The sequence below is a fragment of the Sphingomonas lutea genome, from assembly GCF_014396785.1.
Taxonomy (GTDB): domain Bacteria; phylum Pseudomonadota; class Alphaproteobacteria; order Sphingomonadales; family Sphingomonadaceae; genus Sphingomicrobium; species Sphingomicrobium luteum.
The window spans coordinates 2077956-2104778 of record NZ_CP060718.1 but is presented as its reverse complement, the minus strand read 5'-3'; the positions used below and the strand labels follow the sequence as shown (position 1 = coordinate 2104778).

Sequence of the window (26823 nt, the reverse complement as noted above, 5' to 3'; positions counted from 1 at the left end):
ACTCCCCCTTTAGGCCTGATGTCGCACCGTCACAGAGCTACTCGACTCGCGCTGGGCGACGGCGCTTATCGTGCTTAAAATTTACTTTAACACAAGGAATTAGTTGATATTGTTCCGGATCAGGACAGCGGCCAAACCCGCTGAGCGGGGGTTATTTTGGAGTTTGTCCGAGGCGTCCTATCAGTGATAGCCATCCGCTGATGTCGTCCGTAGCGCCTTCTCCGCCGACGCGAGAGCCAGTTGGCATATGGCCCGCGTTGCAAAGCCTTTTTAGGCGGCTGGGGTCCCACTGGCTACTCGCCCTCGGAGTTGCCGGACTTGCCGTACCCACGATCATAGCCGTGGCCCGGGAGATCTGGTCGACGGAAGACGGATCTCACGGCCCGATTGTCCTGGCATCCGGTTGTTGGCTGCTCGCGCGGCAATGGCCGGAGATGGTGCAAGTCGCCAAGGCACCGGCGCTTTCGCGTGCACTGGCCTGGATGATCCCGTCCCTTCTCGTCTACCTCTTCGGCCGAATGATAGGTGTGCTGGGCGTTGAAGTCTTCGGACTCATGCTCTCGCTTTACGGTTTGATCTTCGCATTCGGTGGGAGCGCGTCACTTCGATCTTTATGGTTTCCTCTTCTGTACCTCGCGTTCCTGGTTCCGCTTCCAGATACCGTCGTCGCGATCCTGACCCAGCCGATGAAGCTGGCCATCTCGCAGGCAGCAACCAGTCTCCTTCAGGCTGTCGGATATCCCATCGCCAATACGGGTGTGACCTTGCAGGTGGGGCCCTATGAGCTGTTGGTTGCTGCCGCATGTTCCGGGCTTAACGCGATCATCAGTCTTTCGGCGATTGGGCTTTTCTACGTCTACCTGCTTCACCGTTCTGATTGGCGCTACGCACTGCTGTTGCTCGTGTTCGTGCTGCCCTGCGCAATCTTTGCGAACTTCATTAGAGTCCTGATCCTCATCCTCTTAACCTATCACGCCGGCGACGACGCGGCGCAGGGTTTCCTTCATAATCTTGCTGGCATCTTCACCTTTGCCCTCGCGCTCGCAGCCATTTTCGCAATCGACAAGGTCCTCACTCCGGTCAGGTCTCGGCTAGCTCTGAAATGAACGACGTAGGGTATCCTGGCGCCCTGTCCCGGCGCAGCCTTCTCATGGGCAGCCTCACGGTCGCCACGGCGACGGCGGCGGTGGGTTTGGATCTTCGCGCGCGTACGCAGAAGCCGGTGCAGGCGGCGCTCGCCGAGCAGTTTCCGGAACGCCTGGGTGCATGGGTGGCGCTCGAGCAGGAGGGCATCGTCCGGCCTCCGGAGCAGGGAGCCAAGTCCCGGTACGACCAGGAAGTTAGCCGCGTCTTTGCTGCGCCTGACGAGCCGAGTGTCATGCTCCTTGTTGCCTACGGTAGCACTCAGAGCGACACTCTCCAGGTGCACCGTCCTGAGTTTTGCTACCCAGCTTCAGGATTTAAAATATTGGAGACGCGGGATGTGTCGCAGCCGGTGACCTCCGGATTGAGCCTTCCAGCGGGCTTCTTTACCGCCGTCCGCGGGCAGCGTGTTGAGCAGGTGCTCTACTGGGTGAGGCTAGGGGACTACTTCCCCGACTCCTGGCTCCAGCAACACCTCGCTCGCCTCAAGAACAGTGCTCGCGGCTTGGTTTCAGACGGCATCCTGGTGCGTGCCTCAGTGATTGACGGCGATGCCCAGCGGGCGAGCGTCTTGCTGTCCCGCTTTCTTCAGCAGCTCGCCCTTCAATCCACGCCGCTTGGTCGGCAGGCACTGCTAGGACGCGCGCTGGCCTAGCGGGTCCAGGCGCTCAGCGGTTTCAGTGTCATTTGAATGAAGATCAGCACACCCAGCAAACCGATGATCGCCAAAAGGTGCATTCCCTCATTGCCGAGGTAATTCACCGTGGCGCAGCCAGCTCCCGCAATAAGGTAGTGCAGAAGCCGGTCGCGTGGCTCCTCGGCCGACGATCGCTGCAGGAAAAGCACTACTAGTCCAGCGAAAATCGCAAGGGTGACCCAATCATAGACGGTTTGCATGAGCTTTCGTTAACCCTCAGAAAATCTTTGACGTTTGAGGCAATGTAAACCTAGGTTCGCACCCGAAGTCCGTTTGCGTCAAGCGTGGTTGAGTAGGGAGCAGGCTTTGAGAAAAGATGTGTCACGAGCCATCGCGCTCGCGGTCCTGTGCGTGGGTCTCAGTGCCTGTGGCGGATCCAAGGAAAGTCCTTCTGGTCAGGTGGTCGCCCGCATCAACGGGCAGGAGATCACCCTCTCAGAATTGAACAGTGAGTTGCTCGCGAACAATCTGGGCAAGAAGGCCGAGGATCCGGCTGTCCGCCAGCAAATGATCGAAAGATTGATCGCCAGAAAATTGCTCGTTGAGGCCGCTCGTGACGAGGGTCTCGATAAGTCGAGTGAGTACATTCTCGCGCGGCAGCGGACCGAAGAGAACGAACTTGCCGGACTGGCCCAGCGGCAGATGATGAGCAAGATTAAGCCACCGACGCGTCAGGAGGCGGAAAAGTTTATCGCGGATAACCCGGCGCTCTTTAACAACCGCAAACTCATGATCCTCGAGCAGATCCGCTTTCTGCAGCCTGCAAACAAGAACGACGTTAAATTTCTCGAGCAGGCCAAGTCCTTGGACGAGGTTGCTGATCTGCTGAAGCAGGCGGCGATTCGGTTCGAGCGCGCGCCAACGGTGTTCGACACGACCAGCGTTAGCCGGGAGCTAGCTGACCGGATCGATAATCTTCCCCCAGGCGAAGTGTTTGTGATCTCAAACGGTCAGATGGTCCTCGCTAACGTAATCCGCGAAAAGCAGCCAGCAGCCATCCCGCAGGAGGCTCGGATCCAATATGCAAGTCAGCTGATCCAGCAGCAGAAGATCGGTAAGGCGATTGAGCGGCAGGTTGCGGAGCTGAAGAAAAAGGCTGAGATCAGTTACCAGCCAGGCTACGAGCCCAAGAAGTAGGCCGAGATCCGGCGCCATATGCAGCTGAAAAAATTTCGGCGCCGGCACTCTTCTCGGGGAGTGCCGACGCCGATTTTCCCGCCATCGCCGACGCTTCTATCGCGCGCCAGGATCGCAGAAGAGTTAGGCAGTCACCGGCTGCAACTCCTGACGCCGACGCATTTGCCAGCCGATGCCAAGGAAGCCGAGCAGTAGCATCGCCCAGACTTCAGGCTCAGGTATTGAGGCAACGAGAACGTTGTCGAAAATCGCGTCAACATTATCGATGCCGCCGCTGTAGACCTTCAGGGTCGTGGATCCTCCGATTCCGGCGAAATTGAAGGTCTTGGTGGCCCAGTTTGAATCCATGTTCGGATTGGCGTTCGGTGTGACGGTGAATGTTTCGCCAGCGACCTCCAGGTATAGATTCTCGCTGCCGGCACCGAGGGCTGCGTAATCGAAGGTGAGCGAATACATGACGTTCAAAGCCGTGTTGAACGTCGTGCTCAGGATATTGCCGCTGGGCTGATTACCACCGCCAAATGCAATGAAGTAATTTGCCATGGCTCCCGGTGAGCCAAACGCTAAGCAGCACGTCTGATATCCGCCGGTTGCTGTGGTCCGAGCAACTTGTCCATCTGGCGCGAAAACACCGTAGCCGGCTTCGAAATCCTCGTCGATGATGATCGCCGCGCTCGTCGGCGTTGCGCACAGAACAGCCAAACTAGCGATTATCGGTAGGCTCCGCTTCAGCATCACTGTCCTCCTCTGACCAACTCGGCAGCAAGGGCGCCCCTCACGAGGAGAAGCGCTCGCAAGGTTCAGGCTGTAACGACCTGCAGACGATTGCGCCGGCGCATCTGCCAACCGACCGCACCCAAACCGAATAGCAACATCGCCCAGATTTCTGGCTCAGGAACCGCAGCGATGCTCACGTCGTCCAAAGCAGGGCCCCAGCAGCACCCGCCGGTCGTCGCGTTGCCCGAAAACGACAGTAGCGTGTTCGCGCCCGATGCGGTGAAGTAGAACGTGTACAGCTGCCAACTCATATTCGCGAGCGTGTTTGAAAGAGCATACGTGAAGGTCTGCGTCTGACCGCCGAACGAAATTGTTCCAGTGCGGGTCGGCGCTCCAGCGTCGGGATTCTTGGACGCATAGAAGCTGATCGCGTAGCTTTGGCCGCCAACAGTGTCGGCGATGTTCTGGGAGATGGTCCCAGGCGATGTGCCGTTCAGATCGAGGCTCTTCGAGCCCGTGTGAGGCTGCCAGTAGCTGCCGATCCACTCGACAGTGCCGCCCGTGACTTCCCAGCCATATATATCGTCGTACGTGCTGTTGGCGCTGCTCAACGTGACGTAAGGCTGTGTAAACGTCCCGCCCTCGAAGCCCCCATTGATCAGCGTCGCTGCACTTGCGGGTGATGCAGCAATCGCGAGTGCGGCTGCCGCTCCTAGTAAGTAGCGCTTCATCATCCCCGTTCTCCTTGCCTTTGGCTCGCCAAACTCAACGCGACGAGCAGGACCCGATAAGCTGGTGCGGAAAGCCCCCGCATCAGACTGCTAAGACCTTGCGCACGCGGGAGCGGCGCATCTGAAATCCAATGAAACCGAAGCCCAAGAGCATCATTGCCCAGGTCGCCGGCTCAGGTACGCCCGCCACCGTGAGCGACCGCAACCGATATCCGTCACCGCCATACTGACCGTTGGTGGAGACCTCTGACATGTTCGTGAAGAAGTACCGGGAGTAGGTCCCCAGGGCTGGGGTAAACGTCAGCTGGTACTCGCGGTTGGTGTTGTCGCCAATGAAGGTGACAGTGAAACCGCCTCCTGGGTTCGTGATCGTCCCGTCTGCGAAGCCAAGAAGGTCCAGAACTCCGGTGTCCCTTACACCATAAATGCCCAGCGTGTCGTTCGCGTCGACAATGTTGAGCACTGCCCCCAAGAGGTCCACGGCAGGCACGCCAGTGAACGAAAGAAGCAGTCCCTCATTGTAATTGGTCGCGTTACGGCCGCCCTCATCTGCGCTGTCAATTTCCGGGCAGCCGGCGCTGTTGCCGGTGGCGCTACCATTCTCGCCCGAGCAGACGCCGACGCCGCGGTTGCTGTAACTGAGCGTCACATTTCCGGTCAGTGCGGAAAGGTTCGTCCCGTTCAGTGTGCCGGGGGTGATGCTGTCGGCGAATTTGTAGCCCTTAAGGCTGGTGGTGATTCCATCCTTGGTGAAGCTCAGGCTCGTCGCAGTCGTGCCGCTGCTGGGACCACCATCGAAATTGAACGTCGTGGCACTCGCTGGTGTTGCAGCAAGCGCGAGCAGTCCGACAATGATGGAAACTCGCTTAAGCAACACCACAAGCCCCTACTCGGCGTGACGCTTCGTTCTCGGAAGGTCCGCACAGTTATCCGTTCGCCGCGGCGGTCACCGCGACGACGTTCCAAACATGCAGGATGCCCCGAGAATCGCCCCCTGTAAGCCGCAAAACATGCCACCGTCGCACGCCGAGTCAAGCTTGATTAACAAATTTTTAAGATCCGTATCATTTTGGGACGAAACGGCTTTCTCTAGTTGTCCACAAGCCACGATTAACGGTGGGCAAGCGTCCTCTATAACAACAGCGGCTACTATCAGGTGTTGGCGAGGGCACTGCACTCGTCGCCGGGCTCGACCGCCGTCAGCAGGACTTTCTGGATAATCGCGCGTCCCTCCGGCAAACCTTGCTCCTGGCGCGAATAAAGAAAGTCACGCTTGCCGGGCGCCGTGACGCGGAAGGCCTGCACCGACTCAGAAGCCGTGATGGTCAGCTCGGAACAGAATAATTCGGAGCGGAGAACCGCCTGTCCAGCAATGGGCTTGAAAAACTCGTCGTCATCCGAGCAGCAAGCCTGCAAATGGAGAGCCTTGGCACCTTCCTCGCTCAGGAAAATTGCGATTCTAACTGCTGGAGCGCCTTCGACCGCGGCTTCAGCATCGAGGTTACACCGCCCCTCCAACTTGTCGATCCCTCGGAGCGCGCAGGCCCGAAAGGTAGATTTGACGGTGCTCGCAGAGGGCAGGGCAATACTGTTGCGATCGGGCACGAGGCTGAGTATCTTCGCGCCCCAACCTTTCGCCGCCTGATCCTGAGGCTTCGGTAGCGTTGAGATCTGCATGTTAGTCAGGTTTGCTTGCGGCTCGGCGTCTTCACGGCAGCCACTGACGGCGAAGCACACAATCAGCACGCTGATCGCTGTGCCGAGCAGAGCCGGGAGCCTAGCCGTGGATGCCGCCAAAGGGCTTGATCGCTTTGTTCAGCAATGTTCCGACGACCGGCGTCCCGTTTAGAAGCCGGAATGACTCAACCAATTCGCTCTTCGTTGTCTTTCCTTCTTCGATCACGAAGAGCACGCCATCGACCTGTTTCGAGATCAACAGCATGTCGTCGCTTTCGAGAACCGGCGGCGTGTCGATGATGCAGATCGCTTCTTCAGGCCCAGCGTGGAGAGTCGAGAAGAACTTGCCGAAGCGGGGTGACAGCAGCAGGTCGGAAGAATCCTCGCTTGCCGTGCCGGCCGCATGGATGGCTAGGCGCTCGTCCTGGAGGCGGAAGCTTAGCTGCCCGAGATCATTGCTGCCTTCCAGGTAGGATCGGATCCCGTCCACAGCCGGCAGGCCGAAGCGAGTGCCAATGACCGGCCTGCGAAGATGGAGATCGACCAGAGCCGTTTCACGCACGCGACTAATTGCGCATGCGAGATTAGCGGCAACATGCGACTTACCGTTTAAGGCGGACGCCGAAGTCACCGCGAGGACGCGGCCCTCAAGTTTTTCGAGAGCATTCAGGACCTGCGAGCGCAACAGGATGAACGGTCGTGCCCGCGGATCTTTGTGGTCGAGCGCATAGATGCCGTGGTCCAGCAGGTGATCGCCCTTGGCGACAATATTCCTCGAGTTCAGGCGCCAGTCGCTTGCGACCGCTGCTTGATCGGGAGAGGAGGCGTCCCCGCCGGTCACGGTCAGGAGTGCGCCCTGCGAGGCAGCCATTGCAGAATCCTTGTCTTGAACGAGCGGTCGTCATTGGCGGCGAGGCCGTGGCGCGTGAGTGGCACCGATCCAAGTGGCGTGTGGCCCGTCAGGCGGACGATCGCAGCACGACCGTGAATTGGTTTCAGAAGCAGTTCGATGAGCAGCGTCAGGGCAACGCCGAAGCCAAGTCCTCCAAGGAATCCCAGAAACACGATCATCGGACGATTTGGCTTGATAGGCTGCTCGGGCATCTGAGGGGCGTCAACTAGGGTAAACCGCTCGCCCTTCTCCTCAGCTTCCAGGTTAGCGGCGACTTGAGCTTCCATCTGCCGGTCGCGAATCTTCTGATACTGGTCGTTGAGATTTTCGAATTCGCGCGTGAGATTGTTGAGTTCGTAGGCAGCTTGAGGGGAGAGACCTACCAGACGATCCGCGCGAGCGACCTGCGCCTCTAATTCGGAGCGGCGCCGATCGAGTAGAGCCAACCGTGAGCGACCAGCCTGAAGCTGTTGCGTCATCACGGGACGTACTGGAGCGACCGCGACATAATCGGCTTCGCGCAGCCGCATGACCAGTTCCTGCGCGGCGCGAACATCCGGGTGATTATCGGCATATTGGGCCGAAAGCTTGGCAAGATTGGCTTCGGCCTGCGCAAGCTCTGACTGGGAGCGCTCGCTGCTCCGTTCCTGAATCTGGCCCGCGAGCATCGCATTGCTTTGGACTACGCCCTGCGCCTCGATATCGATACGGGCGATCTCGCTACGCAGCGAGGCGCTATTTTGCGAACTTGCCAGGACCTGATCTGGCAGCGCCCCATTGAAGCGCGAACGAACCTCGGTAATTTGCGTCTCGATCTTGTCGAGCCGCTCGCGGAGCTCGTCGGCTCGACGGGATAGGAAGGACGCCGTGCCCGAAGCTTGTTCGGTCCGGCGTCGAACGTCCGCATCGATGAACATACCGGTAAGCTGCTGCGTGACGTCCTGCGTCACAGCGGCGTCTGAATACTGGTATCCTAATGTAAACGCGATGGTGGCTTTGCCGCCCTGAGCGTTGCGGGACCCCACGTTGGCGCTGACCAGGTCAACCTGAATTGCCGAGCGCATCATCTCGATGATGTCCGCAAGCTGTTTCTTGCCGCGCTCATCCGGGTACAACTTATTCTTATTGATAAGCTCGATGAGGTTATCGCGACTCAGGATCTGCTGCCGGATCTTAGCGATCCGCTCATCGGCGTAGCTTGTGATGGGTGACGCAACGAGCGTTGTAGGTATCTGTTGTGATTCGATCAGAATGGTCGCGGACGACTGGTAAATGGGGTCCATAAGTAGAGCGACAACGGCAGCGACCCCGGTGCCAACTACAGCAGGGACCGCCAGCCAGTACTTCCGGCGCCATAGCGCCGCAGCTGCTTCCGCGGCCGAAAGGCCGCCCTCGTGCTCTTCCATGTTCAATTCCGCCCCACCATCAAACGCAGGTTAACCCCCGCCTGCGCCGAGCCGGCAGTTTCAATGCCGGCTCGATGCCGGTATCGCAAAAAAGTGTCAAAAGTCAAAGCTTTGGTAATGCGCCTGTCGAAACTCGCGCTTGCCTGGAGATACTCAATCGGCTCATTCCCGAGGAGCGAAAGGCCTGATGAGCGCTGATAGTTCGCGGCAATGGAGATGTTTGAAAACTCCGCAAGCCGCAACCCGTAGCTCAATCCGCTGGAGTAGCGCCGCTCGATCGAACCGAGGCCGCTCGGCTCAGAAGAAACTGCTCCTGTCAGGCAAATGTTCGTGGCCGCTCCGCGCCGACAAAATTGCACGTCTCCTTGAAGCAGCAGCTTCGCCTTTCGCTCAAGCTCTATCCCGTCGAACTCTGTGAACGTCACACGTTGCGCGCCGAGCGATCCCTCGATCGCCAGGACTTCGGAAAATTTGTGATCAACAGTCGCTTCGGCAAACTGGATGTCAGTGTCCGGGGTGTCGCGAAACTTGAAAAGCGTGACGCCCGCGCCAATCCCGACGCTTGTGTACGGGCTCAAGCGTCGGTTGTACCCGAGTGCTCCACCCAGACGATCGTATCTCGTAAGCTCGTCTGTGCGATCGTACGAGACACGCTCAGCATTAAAGCTCGGCGTAAGGGACGACAGCTCAGAAATCTGCCAAGCGGCCGTTCCGCTCGCGCCAAAGGACCGCCGAACACTATCAGGATCGATTGCACCAGAAACATCTTCGACGGTGTCGGTGCTGACCTCTTGTCGATAGTGAAGTGCTCCGCGCAAAGACAACCTCTCATTCTGACGAGAGGAGCCTGATAACAGCCCGCTGCCGAAGACGTATGAGCCATAGTCGTTGCTGTACCGTCGGTGACCAAGCGTGCCCGAAAGTTCGACCGCGGTGGTCTCCGTTTTGTTCGTAAGAACGGGATGCAAACTCAGCTCAGCAAGCATTGCAGCTGCATGATTTTGCGTTGAGAGAAACGGGTTGTTTGACGCGCTGACGCCTGCAGTAGCGGTGGCGCTAACCCTCGTCTCGGCTGCCATCGCAAAGCTGGGCAGGATGAACATGATCGCAGCCGCGCCACTACCGACTAGGCTTATTTGCCTCTTAGGGAATGACAAGAACATCGCCACTTCGCAGAACTGGAATGATGCGCGCTTGATTCCCCGCATCAAGACCGCGTGCGCCCTTGAGGACGTCCGATAAACTGACGCGCTCGACATTCTGCCCCGTGCGGGTTTCGCGCAGGATCACTGCCTGATCCACATTTGCAAATTCGGCGGGCCCGCCGGCGAGCGTCAACGCCTGGAGCGCATTGATCGAACGTCCAATAGAATAGCTGCCGGGTGAGCGAACCTTACCGATCACATAGAAGCGCATTCCGGAGGTATCTTTGACGGACACGGTGACTTCAGGCGTCCCGGCGCGAAAGTACCCCGCGATCTTGGTCTGGATTTCGACGCCAACTTCCCGCGCCGTCTTGCCTTCGGCCTGGATGGTTCCGGCCAGCGGAAAGGCGAATGTGCCATCAGGAAGCACACGCGCTTCGCGCTGCATCCTTTCTTCGCCCCAAACAAACACCTCGAGGGTATCACCGGCGTTGAGCCGATACTCGGCGCGTGCCGGCGGTGCAGGCGATTGCGCATGCACCGCACCGCCGCCTGCGAGCAACAAACTCAAAGTTATCCAGTGCGAGATGAGGCGCTTTGATATCGTCGAGAGCGGAGCAAGGTATCGACCCTGCAAAACACGAACCATGGCTGCCCCCGAAACGCAAAAACCAAATGCGCACGTGGCGCTCGATTATATTCTCGTAAAAAGCCCAATGAATCAATCCCGTGGCCGTCAAGGGGAATCCCGCTCCGGGACTACACCTTCAAATGGCAGATGAGCCTGTGTTCCGGCTTATGCAGAAGGGAAAACAAACGGCGATCTTGATCTCCGTTTAGATTCTGTTAACCTGATCTTTACGTCAGTGTCTATAAACAGGCCGGTAGAGGGTTCGCCTGTGTCCCTAGGTTATCCTGTAGATCGCGAGAGATTCTTACGACGAAACGATCCTAACGCGTGTCGCGTACGTGCGGCAGCTGATCTCGCAAGTGCATCGCAAGAATCGGATGCGAAACAGCGGCGGGAGTTGGAGGCCAGTGCAGCCGTCTGGCTGGCGCGTGCCAAGCTACTTAAGGATTTGCACGACAGCGAGATTAAGGTGTCGGAGCTCGTTCAAGATTTATCTTAATCGTCACGGACGCGCGTCCCAAGCAGAAGCTGGGGTCAATTCTTGCCGTCGTCGGCGTCGAGCACGGTTGCCTGGCGCCCGGTCGAATCCTGGGTCACGCCGGCCTGCGTCACCAGCACCGTCGTGCCCGGCTTGATGACCGAGCGCATGCCGCGGACGAAGGCTTCGGGCAGCTCCATCTCATTCACTTGCTGGGTCGAGATGATCTCGGCCGGTTCCCCGGTGAGGTCCGAAACGCCGACCTGGATCCATTGCGGCCGCGCGCCGCCGGCCAAGGTCATGACCTGGCTTTCGGAGGTTTGCTGCTGCACCACGGCCTTGGCACGTCCGATTTCCACGCCATTGCGCAGCACCACGACCTGCTGGTCTCCGGTCGAGATGATGATCGACACCGGGCCGTCCGGCGCGGCCTCGGGGGTCCAGGTGAAGGTACCGTTTTGGGTCAGGATCGCCTTGGGCTGGGCCGTGACGCCCGCCATCGCCGGGGCAAGCACGCCCGCGGGCGGCCGCTTGACCGGATCCTCGTGCCCGCCGGCGATCACCACCGTCCCGCCCATCGGCATGTTGTCGAACAGGATCTTGGCGAATTCGAGCGGCAAGCGGACGCAGCCGTGGCTGGCCGGGTAGCCCGGAAGGTTGCCGGCGTGGAGCGCGACACCCTTCCACGTCAGCCGCTGCATATAGGGCATCGGCGCATTGTCGTAAGTCGACGAACGGTGATCCTTGTTCTTCTGTAGGATCGTGAAGACCCCGGTCGGCGTCGAATGCCCCTCCTTGCCCGAGGAGATGGTGGAAACCGCGATGCGCACGCCGTTGCGATAGACCGTCGCGCGCTGCCGCCCGAGATCGACATAGACCAGGATCGGCCCGGTCGGCGCGACCTTGCCCGCCCAAACCCATTCGCCCGGCTTCAGTTTCTCCGCCTGCTTGGCGAGCGCGAGCGGCGATGAGACCTTCGAACCGCTGGCAAACGCGGGAGAGGTGGAAATCGCAGCGACGAGAAGGGCCGCAGCGGTCGCGGCGAGGAATTCACGCATGATTGCCCCCAGCAATTGCGATTCAGGCATAGCGTTGATTTCTCGCCCGAAAAAGGGGAGGGCTTCGGGCAGGCGCGAGCATGTGGTCGAGTCGTAGTGCAGAAGGGACGTTTATCGCCAGCCTGCCCACTTCAGGGCGGGGGCGTAGCTTCGGCTTACAGGCGCTACGATCCCGCCGCTCAGCCGCACCTCGCCCCCGGTACGAGTCCACCTCACGTCTTCAATCGCGTCGCCGACGACCCACCACGACCGATGCACGCGATGGCCGTACGCCCGACCTAGTTCTTCCAGCGCGTCTGAAAATCGCATCGTGACGAGCTCCGAACCCGTATCGGTGTGCACGCGGACGTAATGGTCTTCCGCTTCGATCGCGAGCAGCCGCGCTGCGCGACGTTTCGCCGACAGCCGGAGCCGAAACTCGCGCTCCGCTTCTGGGAGCGGCGGCATAACGATTGTTCGCGTCTCGACCAGCCGCCGCCACAACAGGGCGCGCAAGGTCATCAGCAGTAGCATCACGACCAGCACTTGCCAGGCGAGCTGCGGCATGAGCCACCATCGCCTGGGAAGGTCGAGCATCACTGCGTTCAGGGCATAGATGTACAGCGTGACCGGAGGCGTGACGAGGAGAGAGGCGGCCGCGATTCGGGGCCAGAAGCGACGGACGCGGCCCGCGATTGCGCGCTCGGCGACAATGGCCGCGAGGCCGGCGCCGAACACCGCCAGCAGCCAATAGGCGGTTCGAAACAGCGGCGGCGCCTCTAGAGTGCGGTAGGGCCCGAGCTGCGCCATCACCAAACCTAAGAAGACGAACAATGCGATGTCGAGCGAGACCCGTCGCCAAATCTCACGCGGGTTCATTCGCGAAGCAGAAGCACCGTTCACGCAGTTCCTCCTTCCCACGACGGGGCGGCGGGGCAAGTCTTGAGCCTGTAGCTTTGGAAGGACGAACACATGTCGCGAACAATCTATCACATCTCGATGGCCGTTTCGGTAGCCTGCGCTTGCGCGGCGCCCGCAGTTAGCCACGACGGCCACGAGAAGGGTGTAGCGGTCGTTGATGCAGCAGTCCCGAGCGGCGGCAAGTTGAGCGTCATCGCGTTCACTCATGCTGCGGTCGTGCCGATGGACCGCGAACGCGTCCTGCGCGATCAAACCGTGGTGGTGGTCAACGGCAAGATTGCCGCGCTGGGACCGGCATCAAAGGTCAAAGTCCCCGCGAAAGCTGTCAGGATCGACGCAAAGGATCGCTTTCTGTTGCCAGCGCTGAGCGACATGCATGTCCACGTCGAGGGCCCGTCCTGGAACAAGCTGCTCAGTCCGGAAGCCCTGGCTGCGAGCAAGAATATCTCGTTCGAGAACTTCCTCTTTCCCTATGTCGCGAACGGGGTCACGACCGTGCAAGTCCTGTCGGGGACGCAGGAACTGCTTCCGGTGCGCGAGCAGATCGCGAAGGGAGACTTGCTCGCGCCCAGGCTGATCCTGGCGCGGATGATCGACGGGCCCGACAAGGCTTGGCCGCCGCCGTTGGCCGACTGGGTCAAGACAGCCGCCGAGGCGCGCAATGCTACGCGCAAGGCCAAGGCCGACGGCTACGACAAGATGAAGGTCTATTCCTTCCTGACCAAGGAAACTTACGACGCAATCATGGCGACGGCCAGGGAGCAGCAGATGGATGTGGTCGGACACATCCCGTACGCGCTTTCGGTCGAGTACGTCGTCGATGGCGGCCAAAAGATGATTGCCCACACCGAAGAGGTCGCGAAACATGCTGGCGGCGATTATTCGGCCGAGAGGATTTCCTATTTCGCCGGACGGATCGCCAATAAAAAAGTTTGGTTGACGCCGACGCTGGTGACGACGCGGCGTATCCTGGAGGAGTTCTCAGATCCGAATGGGCTCTTCGCCCGCCCCGAAGCCGCCTACGCGGCTCACCCGATGCAGAAGGAGATCTGGTCCTTCATCTCGAACATGTACAAGGGCATTCCGCCGGACGCGCGGACCAAGCTGCGCGACGATTTCGAGAAATTCCAGAGGCCGTTCACTAAAGTCTTCCACGACAAGGGCGGGCAGCTGATGACCGGCACCGACGCGTTGATGCCGCGCCTCGTCTCCGGCTTCGCCTTGCACCAGGAGCTGCAGGAGCTCGTCTCAGTCGGGCTGACGCCCTATGAGGCGCTGCGCACCTCAACGACGATACCCAGCGATTATCTCGGCGAGGCCAAGGACGCCGGCACTATCGAGGTCGGCAAGCGGACAGATCTTCTTTTGGTCGATGCCAATCCGCTTGAAGATATCTCGGCGGCTTCGAAGATCGCCGGGGTCATGATGCGGGGCAGGTGGATCGGTCGGGACGAGATAGACCGCAGGATGCGGCACGTTTCGGCCCAGGTTGGCGACAGGACGAAATGAAGAAGCAATGAGCCGAGCGATCGTGGCGACATACGCAAAAAGGCCCCGCATTGCTGCGGGGCCTTCGCGTTTTCCTTCTCGCTGACGCGAGCGTCTAGTCCTCGTTATTTCCCGTCAGAAAGGCGGGTGCGAACTCCGGCGCGGGGCCGTTGTCGTCGCTACTTTCCCGGCGGGGACCACGATCACCGCGATCGCCGCGCGGGCCACGGTCGCGGTCGCCGCCGCGTCCGCCGCCACCACCGTCGCGGCGCGGGCCGCGATCGCGGTCACGGCCGCCGCCACGATGACGGTCGCCACGGCCTTCGCCGCGCGGACCACGGTCGCCGCCTTCACGCGGTTCGCGCGGGGGCCGGGTGTCCTCCAGCTCGGCGCCGGTTTCCTGGTCGACGAGACGCATCGACAGGCGAACCTTGCCGCGCTGATCGACTTCGAGCAGCTTGACCTTGACCTCCTGGCCTTCGGACAGGACGTCGCGGACGTTCTCGACCCGCTCGTTCTTGATTTCCGAGACGTGGACCAGGCCGTCCTTGCCCGGCATGAAGGTCACGAACGCGCCGAAATCGACGATGCTGGCGACCTTGCCGGTGTAGATCGTGCCCGGCTCGGGCTCGGCGACGATGCCGCGGATCCACTGACGCGCCGCCTCGATCTGGTTGACGTCGGACGAGCTGATCTTGATCACGCCCTCGTCGTCGATGTCGACCTTGGCGCCGGTCTCCGCGACGATTTCGCGGATGACCTTGCCGCCGGTGCCGATGACTTCCCGGATCTTGTCCTTCGGGATCTGCATCGTCTCGATGCGCGGAGCATGGGCCGACAGCTCTTCACGGGTGTGATCGAGCGCCTTGGCCATTTCGCCGAGGATGTGGGCGCGGCCGTCCTTCGCCTGGGCGAGGGCGGTCTTCATGATCTCCTCGGTGATGCCGGCGACCTTGATGTCCATCTGCAGCGCGGTGATGCCTTCCGACGTCCCTGCGACCTTGAAGTCCATGTCGCCGAGGTGGTCTTCGTCACCCAGGATGTCGCTGATCACCGCGAAGTCCTGACCTTCCAGAATGAGGCCCATGGCAATGCCCGCGACCGGGCGCTTCAAGGGAACGCCGGCGTCCATCATCGCGAGGCTGCCGCCGCACACCGTCGCCATCGACGAGCTGCCGTTGGATTCGGTGATGTCCGACAGAACGCGCACGGTGTACGGAAATTCTTCCACGCCCGGCAGCATCGGGTGAAGCGCGCGCCAGGCGAGCTTGCCGTGGCCGACTTCGCGGCGGCCCGGCGCACCGAAGCGGCCGACTTCACCGACCGAATAGGGCGGGAAGTTATAGTGCAGCATGAAGCGCGAGTAGCTGAGGCCGTCGAGGCCATCGATCATCTGCTCGCTGTCCTTGGTGCCCAGCGTCGTGGTGACGATCGCTTGCGTTTCCCCGCGGGTGAACAGGGCCGAGCCGTGCGTGCGCGGCAGGAAGCCGACCATGCTTTCGATCGGGCGAACCGTCTTGGTGTCGCGGCCGTCGATGCGGCGGCCTTCCTTGAGGATCGCACCGCGAACGACGTCCGCCTCGAGCTTCTTCACCAGCTTGAGCGTGCCGAGATAGGCGGCGGGATCGGATTCCTGCAGGTCGGCGAATGCCTCGCGAGCCTTTTCGCGGGCGGCGTTGATGGCCGTCTGCCGCTCCTGCTTGTTGGTCAGCTTGTAGGCCGCCTCGAGATCCTTGCCGATGACGTCCTTGAGCTTGGCCTTGGTTTCGGCTTTGTCTTCGAGAAGGTCGAGGTCCCACGGATCCTTCGCCGCCTTTTCGGCCAGGCTGATGATCGCACGGCAGACGTCCTGGCTGGCCTTGTGGCCGAACATGACGGCGCCAAGCATCTCCTCTTCGGACAGCTCCTGCGCTTCGGATTCGACCATCATGACGGCGCCGGGCGTTCCGGCGACGACCAGGTCGAGCTTGCCCTCGGCAATCTGAGTCTGGGTCGGGTTGAGGATATATTCGCCGTCCTGATAGCCGACGCGCGCGGCGCCGATCGGGCCCATGAAGGGCACGCCGGAGATGGTGAGGGCGGCCGATGCCGCGATCATGGCGACGATGTCGGGCTCGTTCTCGCCGTCATAAGACAGCACCTGCGCAATGCAGAGAATCTCGTTGTAGAAGCCTTCCGGGAAGAGCGGGCGGATGGGGCGGTCGATCAGGCGGCTGGTCAGCGTCTCCTTTTCGGTGGCGCCGCGCTCACGCTTGAAGAAGCCGCCCGGGATGCGCCCGGCGGCCGAGAATTTTTCCTGGTAGTGGACGGTCAGCGGGAAGAAGTCCTGGCCCGGCTTGACCGACTTGGCGGCGGTGACCGCACAAAGGACAACGGTTTCGCCGAGGGTCGCGAGGACCGCGCCGTCGGCCTGGCGGGCAACGCGGCCCGTTTCGAGCTTGAGGGTCTTTCCGCCAAGATCGATTTCTACAGTTTTCGTATCGAACATATGATTTCCTTTGCCCGCGGGCCGGATGCCGGCGGGGTCAGCTAGTGGCAGACGAAGCCGGTCTGCGAGCGGATTGGGGCGCTGCATGGCCCCACTTTGCCCCGCCGAATTGCGGAGCTTCAGATAAGCGAAACGGCCCGTTTCCGGGCCGTCCCATATTATTTGCGAAGACCGAGCTTCGCGATGAGATCGGTGTAGCGCTGTTCGTCCTTGCCGCGCAGATAATCGAGCAGGGAGCGGCGCTTATTGACCATCATCAGCAGGCCGCGGCGCGAATGGTTATCCTTCGCGTGGCCCTTGAAATGCTGGGTAAGGTTGAGGATGCGCTCGGTCAGGATCGCGACCTGGACCTCGGGAGAGCCGGTGTCGTCCGACCCGCGCGCATGTTCCTTGATGAGCGCTTCCTTGCGCTCCGCAGTAATCGACATCGCTTCACTCCTGTCTTGTCAAAGGTTGAACCCCCGGACGACCTTCAGGCCGTCGGCCAAAGCTTCGACCAGCGCCACCGGACGTCCGTCGGCGGTTGCCAGCAAAAGCCCCGGCTGCGCGGGGAAACCGGCCAAGCGCTGTCCGTGGCGGAGCAGCTGTGCCTGGTCGGGGGTGACGGGGAGGGCCGGGATGTCGTCCAGCGCCGCTTCAAGCGGCATGACCACCCTCGTCAGTGCGCGCGCCTTAGCGGTTTCTTCCAGAAAGTCCAGCGAAACGGCCTGTTCGAGCCCGAACGGCCCCGCGCGGGTGCGGCGAAGATAGGTGACATGGCCGACGGTGCCCAGCGCATGGGCAATGTCGCGGGCGAGGCTGCGGATGTACGTGCCCTTGGAGACGGTGGCCGAGAGGGTGATAAATTCCTCCCCGGGACGGGGAGGGGGACCGCGATCGGAGATCGTGGTGGAGGGGTTGATGCCGCGCCCGGCCCCTCCACCAGCTTCGCTGGTCCCCCTCCCCGTTCCGGGGAGGAATTGAAGGGCGTGCACCGTCACCTGACGCGATTTGATCTCAAGCACCTCGCCCGCGCGGGCCCGGGCGTAAGCCGGCCTGCCGTCGATCTTGAGCGCCGAATAGGCTGGCGGAATCTGCGTGATCTCGCCGGTGAAGCGCGGCAGCACCGCCTCAACCTGGGCCAGTGTGGGCCGAACGTCGCTGGTCGCGATCACCTGGCCTTCGCCGTCGAGCGTGTCGGTTTCCGCGCCGAAGCTGATCGTGAAGTCATACACTTTGGTCGCGTCGAGCATTCGTCCAGCGACCTTGGTCGCTTCGCCAAGCGCGATCGGCAGGACGCCGCTCGCCAGTGGATCGAGCGTGCCGCCATGGCCGACCTTGGTCCTGGGCTCGCCCGCTTCGCGCAGGATGCGCTTGACCGCGCTGACCGCCGTGGTCGAGCCGAGCCCGAGCGGCTTGTCGAGAATGATCCAGCCGTGGATCACACCGGCCATTCGTCCTTGAGGATCGCAAACAGGACGGTGTCGCGGACGTGGCCGTTCCAGGTGATGCGGTCGGCGCGCAGCACGCCTTCGCGCACCGCGCCGAGCTTGGTTATCGCCGCCTGGCTGCGCGTGTTGCGGCGGTCGACGCGGAACTCGACACGGCGAATCCCGCATTCGAAGGCGCGCGCGAGCATCATGTCCTTGATGCGCCGGTTGAAGCCAGTGCCGCGCAGGTGCGGGCGGTAATAGGTCGCGCCGATCTCCAGCGTCTGGCGACTGTCATCGACGGCGATGAAGCTCGACATCCCCGCCAGCTCGTCCCCGTCAAACAGCACGAACGTCCGGTTACGCGTCGCGCCGGCGAAGGCATCGATCGTCGTATCGAAATCTGGCGGCCCGAAGTTGATCGAATAGATCTGCCAGATGTCGAGATCTTCCGCGCACGCAGCTCGAAGGGCGTCGCGGCGCCTGACGTCGAACAATTCGGCATTGCAGCCGTCGCCGGACATCGGCCGCGCGAGGCAATCGATCATTCGTCGTTGAGGTCCTGCGCCACATGTTTCGACCGCAAGATCCGGTCGATGTGGCCGCCCTCGTCGAAGCTTTCGTCGGCGATGAACTTGAGGCGCGCGGCATATTTCATGCGCACGCGCTGGGCAACTTCGCGCTGGAGGTAAGCGGTGTTGGTGCGCAGCGCCTTGAGCACCGCCTCCTCGTCCTGGCCGAGCAAGGGCTTCACGAAAACGGTGGCGTGCCGAAGATCGGGCGACATGCGCACCTCGGTGATGCTGACGAGGTGCGACTGAAGCGTCGCGTCATGCACGTCGCCGCGCTGCAGCAGCTCGCTCAGGATGTGGCGCACCTGTTCGCCCACGCGAAGCAGGCGAACCGAACGGCCTTCGGGGGTTTCGACGCGGCGCATTCAACTACTCCTACGCGGCGTACCGTCGCGGAGTAAATCCGCGCCGTCGGTCCTGTCCGCTGCGCGGCAGGCCGTCCGAGTGCGCCGTCTCTCGACGTAACGACGCTCGCTTCGCTCCGCTCTCCTTACGCTCGGCGGCTTACAGCGTCCGCGCGCGCTCCTCGACCTCAAACACTTCGAGGCTGTCGCCCGGCTTGATGTCGTTGGTGTCGGCCAGAAGCACGCCGCATTCGAGGCCCGAGGTGACTTCCGCCACGTCGTCCTTGAAGCGCCGCAGAGAGGCGATGGTCGTCTTCGACACGATGACATCCTCGCGCGTGAGGCGGGCGTTGACGCCCTTGCGGATGACGCCTTCGAGGACGAGCAGGCCGGCGGCCTTGTCCTTCTTGCCCGCCGGGAACACTTCCTGGACGCGGGCGCGGCCGATGACCGTCTCGATGATCTCGGGCCCAAGCTCGCCCGCCATTGCACCCTTGGCCCAATCGGTCAGGTGGTAGATGACGTCGTAATAGCGGAACTCGACCTTGTTGCGGTCGGCCACTTCGCGCGCCTTGGCATTGGGACGGACGTTGAAGCCGATGATCGGCGCGCCGCTGGCGCTGGCCAGGGTAACGTCGCTTTCCGTGATCGCGCCGACGCCCGAATGAAGCACGCGAACCTTGATCTCGTCCGTCGACAGGCGGTTGAGCGCATGGACGATCGCTTCGACCGACCCCTGCACGTCGGCCTTCACGACCAATGGGAATTCCATGGTCGTCGAAGCGTGGCTGGCGAACATATTTTCCAGGCTGACCGGCGCGCTGGTGGTGCGCTTCCGGTCGATGACGCCCTGACGATAGGCGGCGACTTCGCGCGCGCGCCCTTCGTTCTCGACCACCGTGAACGGGTCGCCGGCGGCGGGAACGGCAGACAGTCCAAGCACTTCGACCGGGAAGGACGGTCCGGCTTCCTTCACCTGGCGGCCCTTGTCGTCGATCATCGCGCGCACCTTGCCGCTCGACGCGCCCGCGACGAAGACGTCGCCGACGCGCAGCGTGCCGCGCTGGATCAGCACGGTGGCGAGCGGACCGCGGCCCTTGTCGAGCTTGGCTTCAATCACCGTGCCTTCGGCGGCGCGGTCGGGATTGGCCTTGAGCTCGAGGATTTCGGCCTGGAGGTGAAGCGCCTCCAGGAGCTTGTCGAGGTTGGTCTTGGCCTTGGCCGAGACTTCGACGTCCTGCACGTCGCCGCCGAGATCCTCGACAATCACTTCGTGCTGCAACAGCTCTTCGCGGACTCGCTGCGCCTTGGCTTCGGGCTTGTCGATCTTGTTGATCGCAACGATCATCGGCACGCCCGCCGCCTTGGTATGGTTGATCGCTTCGACCGTCTGGGGCTTGAGGCCGTCGTCGGCGGCAACCACCAGCACCACGATGTCGGTGACATTGGCGCCGCGCGCACGCATTTCCGTGAACGCCTCGTGACCGGGCGTGTCGAGGAAGGTGACCTTCGAATTGTCGGGCAGCGTCACCTGATAGGCGCCAATATGCTGGGTGATCCCGCCGGCTTCGCCTGCGACCACGTCGGCACCGCGAATGGCGTCGAGCAGCGACGTCTTGCCGTGATCGACGTGGCCCATGATCGTGACCACCGGCGGACGCGGCTGGAGCGTGTCGTCGGCATCGACATCGGACGAGCTGTCAATGTCGATGTCGCTTTCGCTGACGCGCTTGATGGTATGGCCGAACTCGGTGACCAGCAGCTCGGCCGTGTCCTGGTCGATTGTCTGCGTCAGGGTGACGGGCGAGCCCATCTTGAACAGGGCTTTGACGAGGTCGGCGCCGCGCTCGGCCATGCGGTTGGCGAGTTCCTGCACGGTAATGGCTTCGGGCACGACCACGTCGCGGACCTGCTTTTGCGCAGGACCCGATTCCATGTGGTGGCGCTTTTCCTTTTCGCGCGCGCGGCGCAGCGCAGCGAGCGAGCGCGCGCGGCTATCGTCCTCACCCGACAAAGCGCGCGTGACGGTCAGCTTGCCGCGCTGGCGCTGGTCGTCGCCGCGGCCGCGGCTCGGGCGGGTCGGCTCAGGGCGCTTCGGCGCAGGGGCGGGACGGGAAAAGCGGCGATCGTCCTGGCCGGCCGCCGGCGTTTCCGCCTTGGGCGCGGCAGCGGCCTCAGCGGCGCGCTGCGCCTCTTCGGCGGCCTGGCGCTGGGCCTCTTCGGCAGCAGCTTCCTCGGCCTTGCGGTTATCTTCGGCGCGGCGACGCTCTTCCTCGCTCTGCTCGACCTTGCTGCGTTCTTCGCGGCGGCGCGCTTCCTCAAGCGCGGTGAGGCGCGATTCCTCGGCCTCGCGCTGCATGCGCTCGACGTCCGCGCGGCGCTGCGCGATCTGCTCCGCTTCGGACAGACGGCGCGGGGCCGGGGCCGCGGGCGCTGCCGGCTTCGACGCAGGCTTGGGCGCTTCGGCGACTGGCTCGGGCTTGGCCTGCTCGGCCGGCGGGGCTTCGCCCGGACGACCGAGGATGCGGCGCTTCTTGACCTCGACCACGACCGTGTTCGAGCGGCCGTGGCTGAAGCTTTGCTTGACCTTGCCGGTCTCCACCGTGCGCTTGAGCCCCAGCGGCGGCCGGGTTCCGAGCTTCGGCTTTTCGGTCTGGTCTGCCATTCTATTCCTTCGTCAAAACGTCGTCAGCCGAGCCGGTCCTCGAGGCGGGTTCACCGCCTTCCAGACCACGATCGGGGCCAGTGAAAGCAAGCCACCGTCCAAGCGCGTGGCGAACACGCGATGCGGCGGCGGGATCGGTCAGGGCTACATGTACCACATTTTCGCGGCCAAGTGCCATCGACAAGATAGTCCTTTCCTCGGGGAATATCACCCCCCGCTCCTCACCCCCGCCGACGCGCCAGGCCTGGTCGAGCTTGCCTCGCCCGTCTTCGCCGGCGTCGGCGGCGTGGATCAGCATATGGACTTTCCCGCCGCGCGCCGCCTGTTCGACGCGGTCGGCGCCGTTGATCAGGTTGCTCGCGCGCGCTTCCATGCCAAGCCGATCGAGCGCCCCCTGACGCAGCGCCTGCGCGGTGCGAGCCCCAAGGTCGGCGGGCACGGTCACCTCATTGGTCTTGAACGCGCGCTGCAGCGCGGCCTTGAGCTTGCCCTTGGCATTCGCGGCATCGAGCTCGGCCTGCGTCACGCCGATCCACGCGCCGCGTCCCGGCGCGCGGGCGCGAACGTCGGGCGCGACGCTGCCGTCGGGGCCGAGCGCGAGGCGGATCAGATCGTCGCGCGTGCCCTTGCGGCGCGAAAGGATGCAGGTGCGTTCGGGGCTGTTCGCCTTGCCCGCACCACCGTTGGTGTCGAGCGAAGTTGAGACACGTCCTGCCTGCGTCCCTTGACTAGGCTCGGGACGAATGGGCTTGGCAGTCGGCTTCGCGCTCCGCTCAGGAGAAACGGAGTTCTTCCGGCCTAAGCGATCATTCTGAGGGTTCCGCATCGGCGGCCTCCTCAGCTTGCGGCTCATCTTCAAACCAATGCGCGCGGGCGGCCATGATGATCTCGTTGCCCTGCTCTTCGGTCAGGCCATATTCGGCGAGGATCCCGCCCTTGTCTTCGGGCCGGGTGCTCGGCTCGCGGCGGCGCGGTTCGACGCGCTTCTTCTGGATGAGCTCGTCGGTAGCGAGGTCGGCGAGGTCGTCGAGCGTGCGGATGTTGGCCTTGCCCAAGGTCACCAGCATCGCTTCGGTGAGGTGCGGGATTTCGGCCAGCGCATCGTCCACGCCAAGCGCGCGGCGCTCCTCGCGGGCTGCGGCTTCGCGGCGTTCGAGCGCTTCGCCAGCACGGCTCTGCAATTCGGTCGCGATCTCATCGTCGAGGCCTTCGATCGAGGCGATCTCGTCCTGCTCGACGTAGGCGACTTCCTCGAGGCTGGTGAACCCTTCGGCGACAAGCAACTGCGACAGCGTTTCGTCGACGTCGAGTTCGCTCTGGAACATTTCCGAGCGCTCGACGAATTCGCGCTGGCGCTTCTCGCTCGCATCCGCCTCGGTCAGGATGTCGATCTGCGACGCCGTCAACTGCGAGGCGAGGCGGACGTTCTGGCCGCGACGGCCGATCGCCAGGCTGAGCTGGTCGTCGGGAACGACGACTTCGATACGCGATTCTTCCTCGTCGATGACGACGCGGCTGACGGTCGCGGGCTGGAGGGCGTTGACGACGAAGGTCGCCAGATCCTGGCTCCACGGAATGATGTCGATCTTTTCGCCCTGCAATTCCTGGACCACTGCCTGGACGCGGCTGCCCTTCATGCCGACGCAGGCGCCGACCGGATCAATCGAGCTGTCGTGGCTGATGACGCCGATCTTGGCGCGGCTGCCCGGATCGCGGGCCGCGGCCTTGATCTCGATGATCCCGTCGTAAATTTCGGGCACTTCCTGCGCGAACAGCTTCTTCATGAATTCGGGGTGGGCGCGCGACAGGAAGATCTGCGGACCGCGCGCTTCGCGGCGGACGGCGGAGATCAGCGAGCGGATGCGGTCACCGACGCGGACCATTTCGCGCGGGATCTGCTGGTCGCGGCGGATGACACCTTCGGCGCGGCCGAGGTCGACGACGACGTGCCCGAACTCGACGCGCTTGACGACGCCGGTGATAATCTCGTTCGCGCGGTCCTTGAACTCTTCGTACTGGCGCTCGCGCTCGGCATCGCGGACTTTCTGGAAGATGACCTGCTTGGCGGCCTGGGCGGCGATGCGGCCGAATTCGATCGGCGGCAGCGGATCAACGATGAAATCGCCGACGGCGGCGCCCTTCTGCAGCTTCTGCGCGCCCTTTTCGTCGATCTGCTTGAAATGATCCTCGGGCTCCTCGACGACTTCCAGCACGCGCCACAAGCGCAGGTCGCCGGTTTCGCCGTCGAGCTTGGCGCGGATGTCATTTTCGGCGCCGTAGCGGGCGCGGGCAGCGCGCTGGATCGCATCTTCCATCGCCTCGATGACGATCGCCTTGTCGATCAGCTTCTCGCGCGCGACGGCGTCGGCGATCGCGATCAGCTCGGCCTTGTTGGCGCTGACGGCGGCGGGGGCTGCAGTGGCCATGAAAGTCTAGTCCTCTTGCGTCAAAATGGAATCGGCGCCCTCGGTGCTGAGCGGCGCGGTGGCGGTGATGAGCTTGTCGGTCAACAGCAATTTGGCCGACGCGATATTGGCGAAATCGACAGTGCGTTCGCCCTTGGGCGTGGCAATGCGGATGGTCTGGCCGTCGACGCCGGCGATATCGCCGCTGATCTGCTTGGCGCCGTCCTGCGGTTCGGCGAGCTTGATGCGCGCTTCATGTCCCGACCAGTCGGAATAATCCTGAAGGCGGGTCAGCGGGCGGTCGATCCCGGGCGAACTGACTTCGAGCCGGTAGCCGCCGTCGATCGGATCGGCGCCCGCCGCTTCGAGCGCGTCGAGCTTTTCCGACAAAGCGCGCGACAGCGCTTCGCAGTCGGACAAGTTGAGCTGGCGCGTATTGGGGCGCTCGGCCATCACCTGCAGCGTCGGATCGCTGGTGCCGCCGATCATCGCCACGCGCACAAGGTCGAAGCCGAGCGCTTTCGCCTCGGGCTCGATCAGGGACGTCAGCTTGGCCAAATCGGTCACTTGGGGCCTTCCGGAAATTCCAAACCTCTCTCGGACCGGAGCCGAGGGGCCCCAGCCTCAGGCATCTCACGATGTCGAGGAGAGAGCCGCGATATAGGCCGAGTGCCCGCCTAGGGCAAGGCGAGTTCAGCGCGCTGGATTTGCACCCGCCGGCGTGAATTCGACGCGGAAGAAACGGCCCGGACGGCGCAGCTCGTAAGCGATGAAATTGGGCGCGGCCTCAAGCGCCCAGACATTGGTCACCGACACCGCGCGGTTCTCGCACACGAACAGGTCCTTGGAAAATTGGTCGGCCGGAAACTCCTGGCGCTGCGCCGTGCCCGGCTGCACCGTCTCGCCGCCATATTGCGACAGCTTGTCCTCGGTCCCGTCGTCGTGGCGATGGTCGTGCTTGAGCGTCAAACCGGTCGGGGTGCGCGAGATCACCCAGGTGCGCGAACGATCGTCGCCGACCGCGAAGGGGATGCGGAATTCGCTTGGCGAGCAGTCGCGAACGTGGATCTGCAGCTTCTTGCCAACGAAGTCCGCGTCGGCGGGGACGGCGGGGCTGGCGATCCGGCCATCGAGCGTCTTCCCGCACAGCGCCAACAAGCGGTCCATGAACGCCTCCTGTGGCCCCACCGGGCGCGGGGTTGCGCAACCGGCGAGCAGGGCAAACGCGAGGATCGCGAGATATTTCATGCGCGAAACCTAGTCGGCGGCGGTTGCGCTGGCCAGCGCCGCATTTTCCGCGCGAATCCGGATGAACAGCACCGCCGCGTTGAGCAGGCTGAACGCCAGTGCCAGCTGCCACAGGCCAAACACCAGCGGGAGCGCGGCGATCTCCCCGATCACGACCATGTAATTGGGGTGTCTGAGGAAGCGGTAGGGGCCGCGGCGGACGAGCGGCGCGCCGGGCAAGATGAAGATCCGCGTCGTCCAGCGCTCGCCGAGCGAGGCGACGACCCAGATCCGCGCAATCTGGAGCAGGATGAACAGCGCCAACCATCCGAGTTGGATCGGCAGCCCGGGCGCGAACCACCATAACGCGGCAAGCCATGACGCATGAACGGCGACGATCAGGGGATAATGGGCAGCGCTGACCTCGCGGGCGCCGCGGGCGAGAAGGCGGCGGCTGTTGCGCGCGGCGAGCCACAATTCGCCGAGGCGCTGGAGGGTAACCAGCGCAAGGATGACGACCGCGCCCGTCATGCGGCTTCGAGCAGCAGTCCCGCGCAGGTAAAGCCGGGGCCGAAGGCGGTCATCATCACCCGATCGGGCAGGCCGCGATCGATCAGCCGGTCGAGCGCGAACATGACGGTGGGCGCGCTCATATTGCCATAGTCGCGCAGTACCTCGCGCTCGATATTGAGCTCGCCCTGGTGGAGCTCGAGCGCAGTCTCGATCGCGTCGATGACCTTCACGCCGCCGGGGTGGCAGCAGAAGCGGTCGATATCCTCGCGCGCGATGCGCAGGTCGGCGCACATCGCATCGACCGCCGCGGCAAGCTCGGCCTCGATGAACGGCGGGATGGCGCGGTCGAACACCACGGCGAGCCCGGGGTCCTCGACCCGCCAGCCCATGATGCCAAGCGTGTCGGGCCACAATTTTTCGCCCGATCCCATGATCGACGCGAGCCCGCCATTGCCCGCGCGCACCACCGCCGCCGCCGCGCCATCGCCGAACAAGGCGGTGGCGACGATTGCCGCGGGGTCGTCGCTTTCGAGGCGGATCGAGATCGAGCAGGTCTCGACCGTGACGAACAGCCAGTTGCTGCCGGGATCGGACACCGCGAGCCGCGATGCCAGCGCAAGCCCGCTGACTCCGCCCGCGCAGCCGAGGCCGAAGACGGGGGCGCGGCGGACATCGTCGCGCAGCCCGATGCGGGGACCGACGCGGGCATCAAGGCTGGGCGTCGCAATGCCCGTCGTCGAAACGGTGACGACGCCGTCGATCTCGCCCGGAGCGAGGCCGGCGCGGTCGATGGCGGCGCGCGCGGCCTCTTCGAAGAGCTTTTCCGACGCTTCGAGATAGACCGCGTTGCGCTCGGCCCAGCCGTGCGGCGTTTCGTACCAATCGGGCGGTGCAACGAGATGCCGCTGTGCGATCGCGGCATTGTCGAACACGCCCGCAAGCTTGTCGAACAGCCCTTTGCGCCGGAACGCCCGGCGCCCGATCTCCTTCGCTTCGGCCTGGCCGATGACGAACGGCGGAACCGCCGTCGCCAATGAGAGTAAGCTACAGGGCTGCATGCGAGGCCTTAACGACGGGCGGCCGGACATCGGCCCGTGCCA

Annotated in this window: 27 protein-coding genes; 4 read left to right on the top strand and 23 right to left on the bottom strand. The window is 62.9% G+C overall.

What is annotated here, in order from left to right; all coding sequences use genetic code 11:
• The first annotated feature begins 341 nt into the window (after positions 1-341).
• Positions 342-1106, top strand: coding sequence for an exosortase V (gene xrtV / locus H9L13_RS10905; protein ID WP_235090941.1), 765 nt, complete (start codon positions 342-344; stop codon positions 1104-1106).
• A 44-nt stretch (positions 1107-1150) separates the two neighbouring features.
• Positions 1151-1798 carry an exosortase C-terminal domain/associated protein EpsI gene (locus H9L13_RS10900; protein ID WP_187537715.1) on the top strand — a complete coding sequence of 216 codons (648 nt, stop codon included), beginning with the start codon at positions 1151-1153 and terminating at the stop codon, positions 1796-1798.
• Here the strand turns inward: H9L13_RS10900 and H9L13_RS10895 are convergent.
• On the bottom strand, positions 1795-2040 hold the full coding sequence (locus tag H9L13_RS10895) for an XrtV sorting system accessory protein (RefSeq protein ID WP_187537714.1): 246 nt from the start codon (positions 2038-2040) through the stop codon (positions 1795-1797). The genes H9L13_RS10900 and H9L13_RS10895 overlap by 4 nt on opposite strands.
• Before the next feature lie 118 nt (positions 2041-2158).
• On the opposite strand from H9L13_RS10895, the gene H9L13_RS10890 reads away from it, so the two are divergent.
• On the top strand, positions 2159-2977 hold the full coding sequence (locus H9L13_RS10890; protein ID WP_187537713.1) for an EpsD family peptidyl-prolyl cis-trans isomerase: 819 nt from the start codon (positions 2159-2161) through the stop codon (positions 2975-2977).
• Between the two features lie 123 nt (positions 2978-3100).
• Here H9L13_RS10890 and H9L13_RS10885 read toward each other — a convergent pair whose 3' ends face one another.
• From H9L13_RS10885 to H9L13_RS10840, 10 genes are all read right to left on the bottom strand, one after another.
• Positions 3101-3712, bottom strand: a complete 612-nt coding sequence (locus H9L13_RS10885; protein ID WP_187537712.1) for a carbohydrate binding domain-containing protein — start codon at positions 3710-3712, stop codon at positions 3101-3103.
• A gap of 65 nt (positions 3713-3777) precedes the next feature.
• Positions 3778-4428, bottom strand: coding sequence for a choice-of-anchor C family PEP-CTERM protein (locus H9L13_RS10880; protein ID WP_187540371.1), 651 nt, complete (start codon positions 4426-4428; stop codon positions 3778-3780).
• A gap of 79 nt (positions 4429-4507) precedes the next feature.
• Complete coding sequence (locus H9L13_RS12835) at positions 4508-5302, bottom strand: PEPxxWA-CTERM sorting domain-containing protein (RefSeq protein WP_235090940.1); 795 nt, start codon at positions 5300-5302, stop codon at positions 4508-4510.
• Between the two features lie 275 nt (positions 5303-5577).
• The gene (locus tag H9L13_RS10870; RefSeq protein WP_187537711.1) at positions 5578-6171 is read right to left on the bottom strand and encodes a hypothetical protein; all 594 of its coding nucleotides are present in this window, start codon (positions 6169-6171) and stop codon (positions 5578-5580) included.
• 31 nt (positions 6172-6202) lie between these two features.
• Positions 6203-6973, bottom strand: a complete 771-nt coding sequence (locus tag H9L13_RS10865) for a CpsD/CapB family tyrosine-protein kinase (protein ID WP_187537710.1) — start codon at positions 6971-6973, stop codon at positions 6203-6205.
• Positions 6946-8400, bottom strand: a complete 1455-nt coding sequence (locus tag H9L13_RS10860) for a GumC family protein (RefSeq protein WP_187537709.1) — start codon at positions 8398-8400, stop codon at positions 6946-6948. The genes H9L13_RS10865 and H9L13_RS10860 overlap by 28 nt, the downstream gene beginning before the upstream one ends.
• A 2-nt stretch (positions 8401-8402) precedes the next feature.
• A complete protein-coding gene (locus tag H9L13_RS10855) occupies positions 8403-9503 on the bottom strand; it encodes a hypothetical protein (protein ID WP_187537708.1) in 1101 nt (366 codons plus the stop codon).
• A 40-nt stretch (positions 9504-9543) separates the two neighbouring features.
• Entirely contained in the window at positions 9544-10194 is a 651-nt protein-coding gene (locus tag H9L13_RS10850) for a polysaccharide biosynthesis/export family protein (protein ID WP_187537707.1), read from the bottom strand.
• Between the two features lie 516 nt (positions 10195-10710).
• Positions 10711-11712 carry a L,D-transpeptidase family protein gene (locus tag H9L13_RS10845; RefSeq protein WP_187537706.1) on the bottom strand — a complete coding sequence of 334 codons (1002 nt, stop codon included), beginning with the start codon at positions 11710-11712 and terminating at the stop codon, positions 10711-10713.
• 111 nt (positions 11713-11823) lie between these two features.
• Positions 11824-12594 carry a LytTR family DNA-binding domain-containing protein gene (locus H9L13_RS10840; RefSeq protein WP_235090939.1) on the bottom strand — a complete coding sequence of 257 codons (771 nt, stop codon included), beginning with the start codon at positions 12592-12594 and terminating at the stop codon, positions 11824-11826.
• A 69-nt stretch (positions 12595-12663) separates the two neighbouring features.
• On the opposite strand from H9L13_RS10840, the gene H9L13_RS10835 reads away from it, so the two are divergent.
• Complete coding sequence (locus tag H9L13_RS10835; protein WP_187537705.1) at positions 12664-14121, top strand: amidohydrolase family protein; 1458 nt, start codon at positions 12664-12666, stop codon at positions 14119-14121.
• Between the two features lie 94 nt (positions 14122-14215).
• Here H9L13_RS10835 and pnp read toward each other — a convergent pair whose 3' ends face one another.
• From pnp to H9L13_RS10775, 12 genes are all read right to left on the bottom strand, one after another.
• Positions 14216-16588: a polyribonucleotide nucleotidyltransferase gene (gene pnp, locus H9L13_RS10830; protein ID WP_187537704.1), complete on the bottom strand. Its 2373-nt coding sequence runs from the start codon at positions 16586-16588 to the stop codon at positions 14216-14218.
• Positions 16589-16746: 158 nt separating this feature from the next.
• Positions 16747-17016 (bottom strand): 30S ribosomal protein S15, encoded by a 270-nt coding sequence (rpsO, locus tag H9L13_RS10825; RefSeq protein ID WP_187537703.1) that lies wholly within the window; start codon positions 17014-17016, stop codon positions 16747-16749.
• An 18-nt stretch (positions 17017-17034) separates the two neighbouring features.
• Positions 17035-18021 (bottom strand): tRNA pseudouridine(55) synthase TruB, encoded by a 987-nt coding sequence (gene truB / locus H9L13_RS10820; protein ID WP_187537702.1) that lies wholly within the window; start codon positions 18019-18021, stop codon positions 17035-17037.
• Positions 18009-18545: a GNAT family N-acetyltransferase gene (locus H9L13_RS10815; RefSeq protein WP_187537701.1), complete on the bottom strand. Its 537-nt coding sequence runs from the start codon at positions 18543-18545 to the stop codon at positions 18009-18011. The genes truB and H9L13_RS10815 overlap by 13 nt, the downstream gene beginning before the upstream one ends.
• The gene (gene rbfA, locus H9L13_RS10810) at positions 18542-18934 is read right to left on the bottom strand and encodes a 30S ribosome-binding factor RbfA (RefSeq protein WP_187537700.1); all 393 of its coding nucleotides are present in this window, start codon (positions 18932-18934) and stop codon (positions 18542-18544) included. The genes H9L13_RS10815 and rbfA overlap by 4 nt, the downstream gene beginning before the upstream one ends.
• A 139-nt stretch (positions 18935-19073) precedes the next feature.
• Positions 19074-21578 (bottom strand): translation initiation factor IF-2, encoded by a 2505-nt coding sequence (infB, locus tag H9L13_RS10805; RefSeq protein WP_187537699.1) that lies wholly within the window; start codon positions 21576-21578, stop codon positions 19074-19076.
• A gap of 1 nt (position 21579) precedes the next feature.
• Positions 21580-22404, bottom strand: coding sequence for a DUF448 domain-containing protein (locus H9L13_RS10800; protein WP_187537698.1), 825 nt, complete (start codon positions 22402-22404; stop codon positions 21580-21582).
• Positions 22385-24004 (bottom strand): transcription termination factor NusA, encoded by a 1620-nt coding sequence (gene nusA / locus H9L13_RS10795; protein WP_187537697.1) that lies wholly within the window; start codon positions 24002-24004, stop codon positions 22385-22387. Before nusA ends, H9L13_RS10800 begins: the two co-directional genes overlap by 20 nt.
• A 6-nt stretch (positions 24005-24010) precedes the next feature.
• A complete protein-coding gene (gene rimP / locus H9L13_RS10790) occupies positions 24011-24550 on the bottom strand; it encodes a ribosome maturation protein RimP (protein ID WP_187537696.1) in 540 nt (179 codons plus the stop codon).
• 126 nt (positions 24551-24676) lie between these two features.
• On the bottom strand, positions 24677-25231 hold the full coding sequence (locus H9L13_RS10785; RefSeq protein WP_187537695.1) for a hypothetical protein: 555 nt from the start codon (positions 25229-25231) through the stop codon (positions 24677-24679).
• 9 nt (positions 25232-25240) lie between these two features.
• Positions 25241-25741 (bottom strand): isoprenylcysteine carboxyl methyltransferase family protein, encoded by a 501-nt coding sequence (locus H9L13_RS10780; RefSeq protein WP_187537694.1) that lies wholly within the window; start codon positions 25739-25741, stop codon positions 25241-25243.
• Positions 25738-26757, bottom strand: a complete 1020-nt coding sequence (locus tag H9L13_RS10775; RefSeq protein WP_235090938.1) for a type III polyketide synthase — start codon at positions 26755-26757, stop codon at positions 25738-25740. Before H9L13_RS10775 ends, H9L13_RS10780 begins: the two co-directional genes overlap by 4 nt.
• Between the last annotated feature and the right edge of the window lie 66 nt (positions 26758-26823).

Coding starts and splice junctions, on each gene's coding strand:
- H9L13_RS10880 (WP_187540371.1), bottom strand. CDS start 4,428: ATGATGAAGCGCTACTTACTAGGAGCGGCAGCCGCACTCGCGATTGCT.
- H9L13_RS10850 (WP_187537707.1), bottom strand. CDS start 10,194: ATGGTTCGTGTTTTGCAGGGTCGATACCTTGCTCCGCTCTCGACGATA.
- H9L13_RS10800 (WP_187537698.1), bottom strand. CDS start 22,404: ATGCGGAACCCTCAGAATGATCGCTTAGGCCGGAAGAACTCCGTTTCT.
- truB (WP_187537702.1), bottom strand. CDS start 18,021: ATGGCCGGTGTGATCCACGGCTGGATCATTCTCGACAAGCCGCTCGGG.
- H9L13_RS10785 (WP_187537695.1), bottom strand. CDS start 25,231: ATGAAATATCTCGCGATCCTCGCGTTTGCCCTGCTCGCCGGTTGCGCA.
- H9L13_RS10835 (WP_187537705.1), top strand. CDS start 12,664: ATGTCGCGAACAATCTATCACATCTCGATGGCCGTTTCGGTAGCCTGC.
- H9L13_RS10885 (WP_187537712.1), bottom strand. CDS start 3,712: ATGCTGAAGCGGAGCCTACCGATAATCGCTAGTTTGGCTGTTCTGTGC.
- H9L13_RS10895 (WP_187537714.1), bottom strand. CDS start 2,040: ATGCAAACCGTCTATGATTGGGTCACCCTTGCGATTTTCGCTGGACTA.
- rbfA (WP_187537700.1), bottom strand. CDS start 18,934: ATGCGCCGCGTCGAAACCCCCGAAGGCCGTTCGGTTCGCCTGCTTCGC.
- pnp (WP_187537704.1), bottom strand. CDS start 16,588: ATGTTCGATACGAAAACTGTAGAAATCGATCTTGGCGGAAAGACCCTC.
- H9L13_RS10855 (WP_187537708.1), bottom strand. CDS start 9,503: ATGTTCATCCTGCCCAGCTTTGCGATGGCAGCCGAGACGAGGGTTAGC.
- infB (WP_187537699.1), bottom strand. CDS start 21,578: ATGGCAGACCAGACCGAAAAGCCGAAGCTCGGAACCCGGCCGCCGCTG.
- nusA (WP_187537697.1), bottom strand. CDS start 24,004: ATGGCCACTGCAGCCCCCGCCGCCGTCAGCGCCAACAAGGCCGAGCTG.
- H9L13_RS10860 (WP_187537709.1), bottom strand. CDS start 8,400: ATGGAAGAGCACGAGGGCGGCCTTTCGGCCGCGGAAGCAGCTGCGGCG.
- H9L13_RS10845 (WP_187537706.1), bottom strand. CDS start 11,712: ATGCGTGAATTCCTCGCCGCGACCGCTGCGGCCCTTCTCGTCGCTGCG.
- H9L13_RS10815 (WP_187537701.1), bottom strand. CDS start 18,545: ATGATCGATTGCCTCGCGCGGCCGATGTCCGGCGACGGCTGCAATGCC.
- H9L13_RS10900 (WP_187537715.1), top strand. CDS start 1,151: ATGGGCAGCCTCACGGTCGCCACGGCGACGGCGGCGGTGGGTTTGGAT.
- rpsO (WP_187537703.1), bottom strand. CDS start 17,016: ATGTCGATTACTGCGGAGCGCAAGGAAGCGCTCATCAAGGAACATGCG.
- H9L13_RS10865 (WP_187537710.1), bottom strand. CDS start 6,973: ATGGCTGCCTCGCAGGGCGCACTCCTGACCGTGACCGGCGGGGACGCC.
- H9L13_RS10780 (WP_187537694.1), bottom strand. CDS start 25,741: ATGACGGGCGCGGTCGTCATCCTTGCGCTGGTTACCCTCCAGCGCCTC.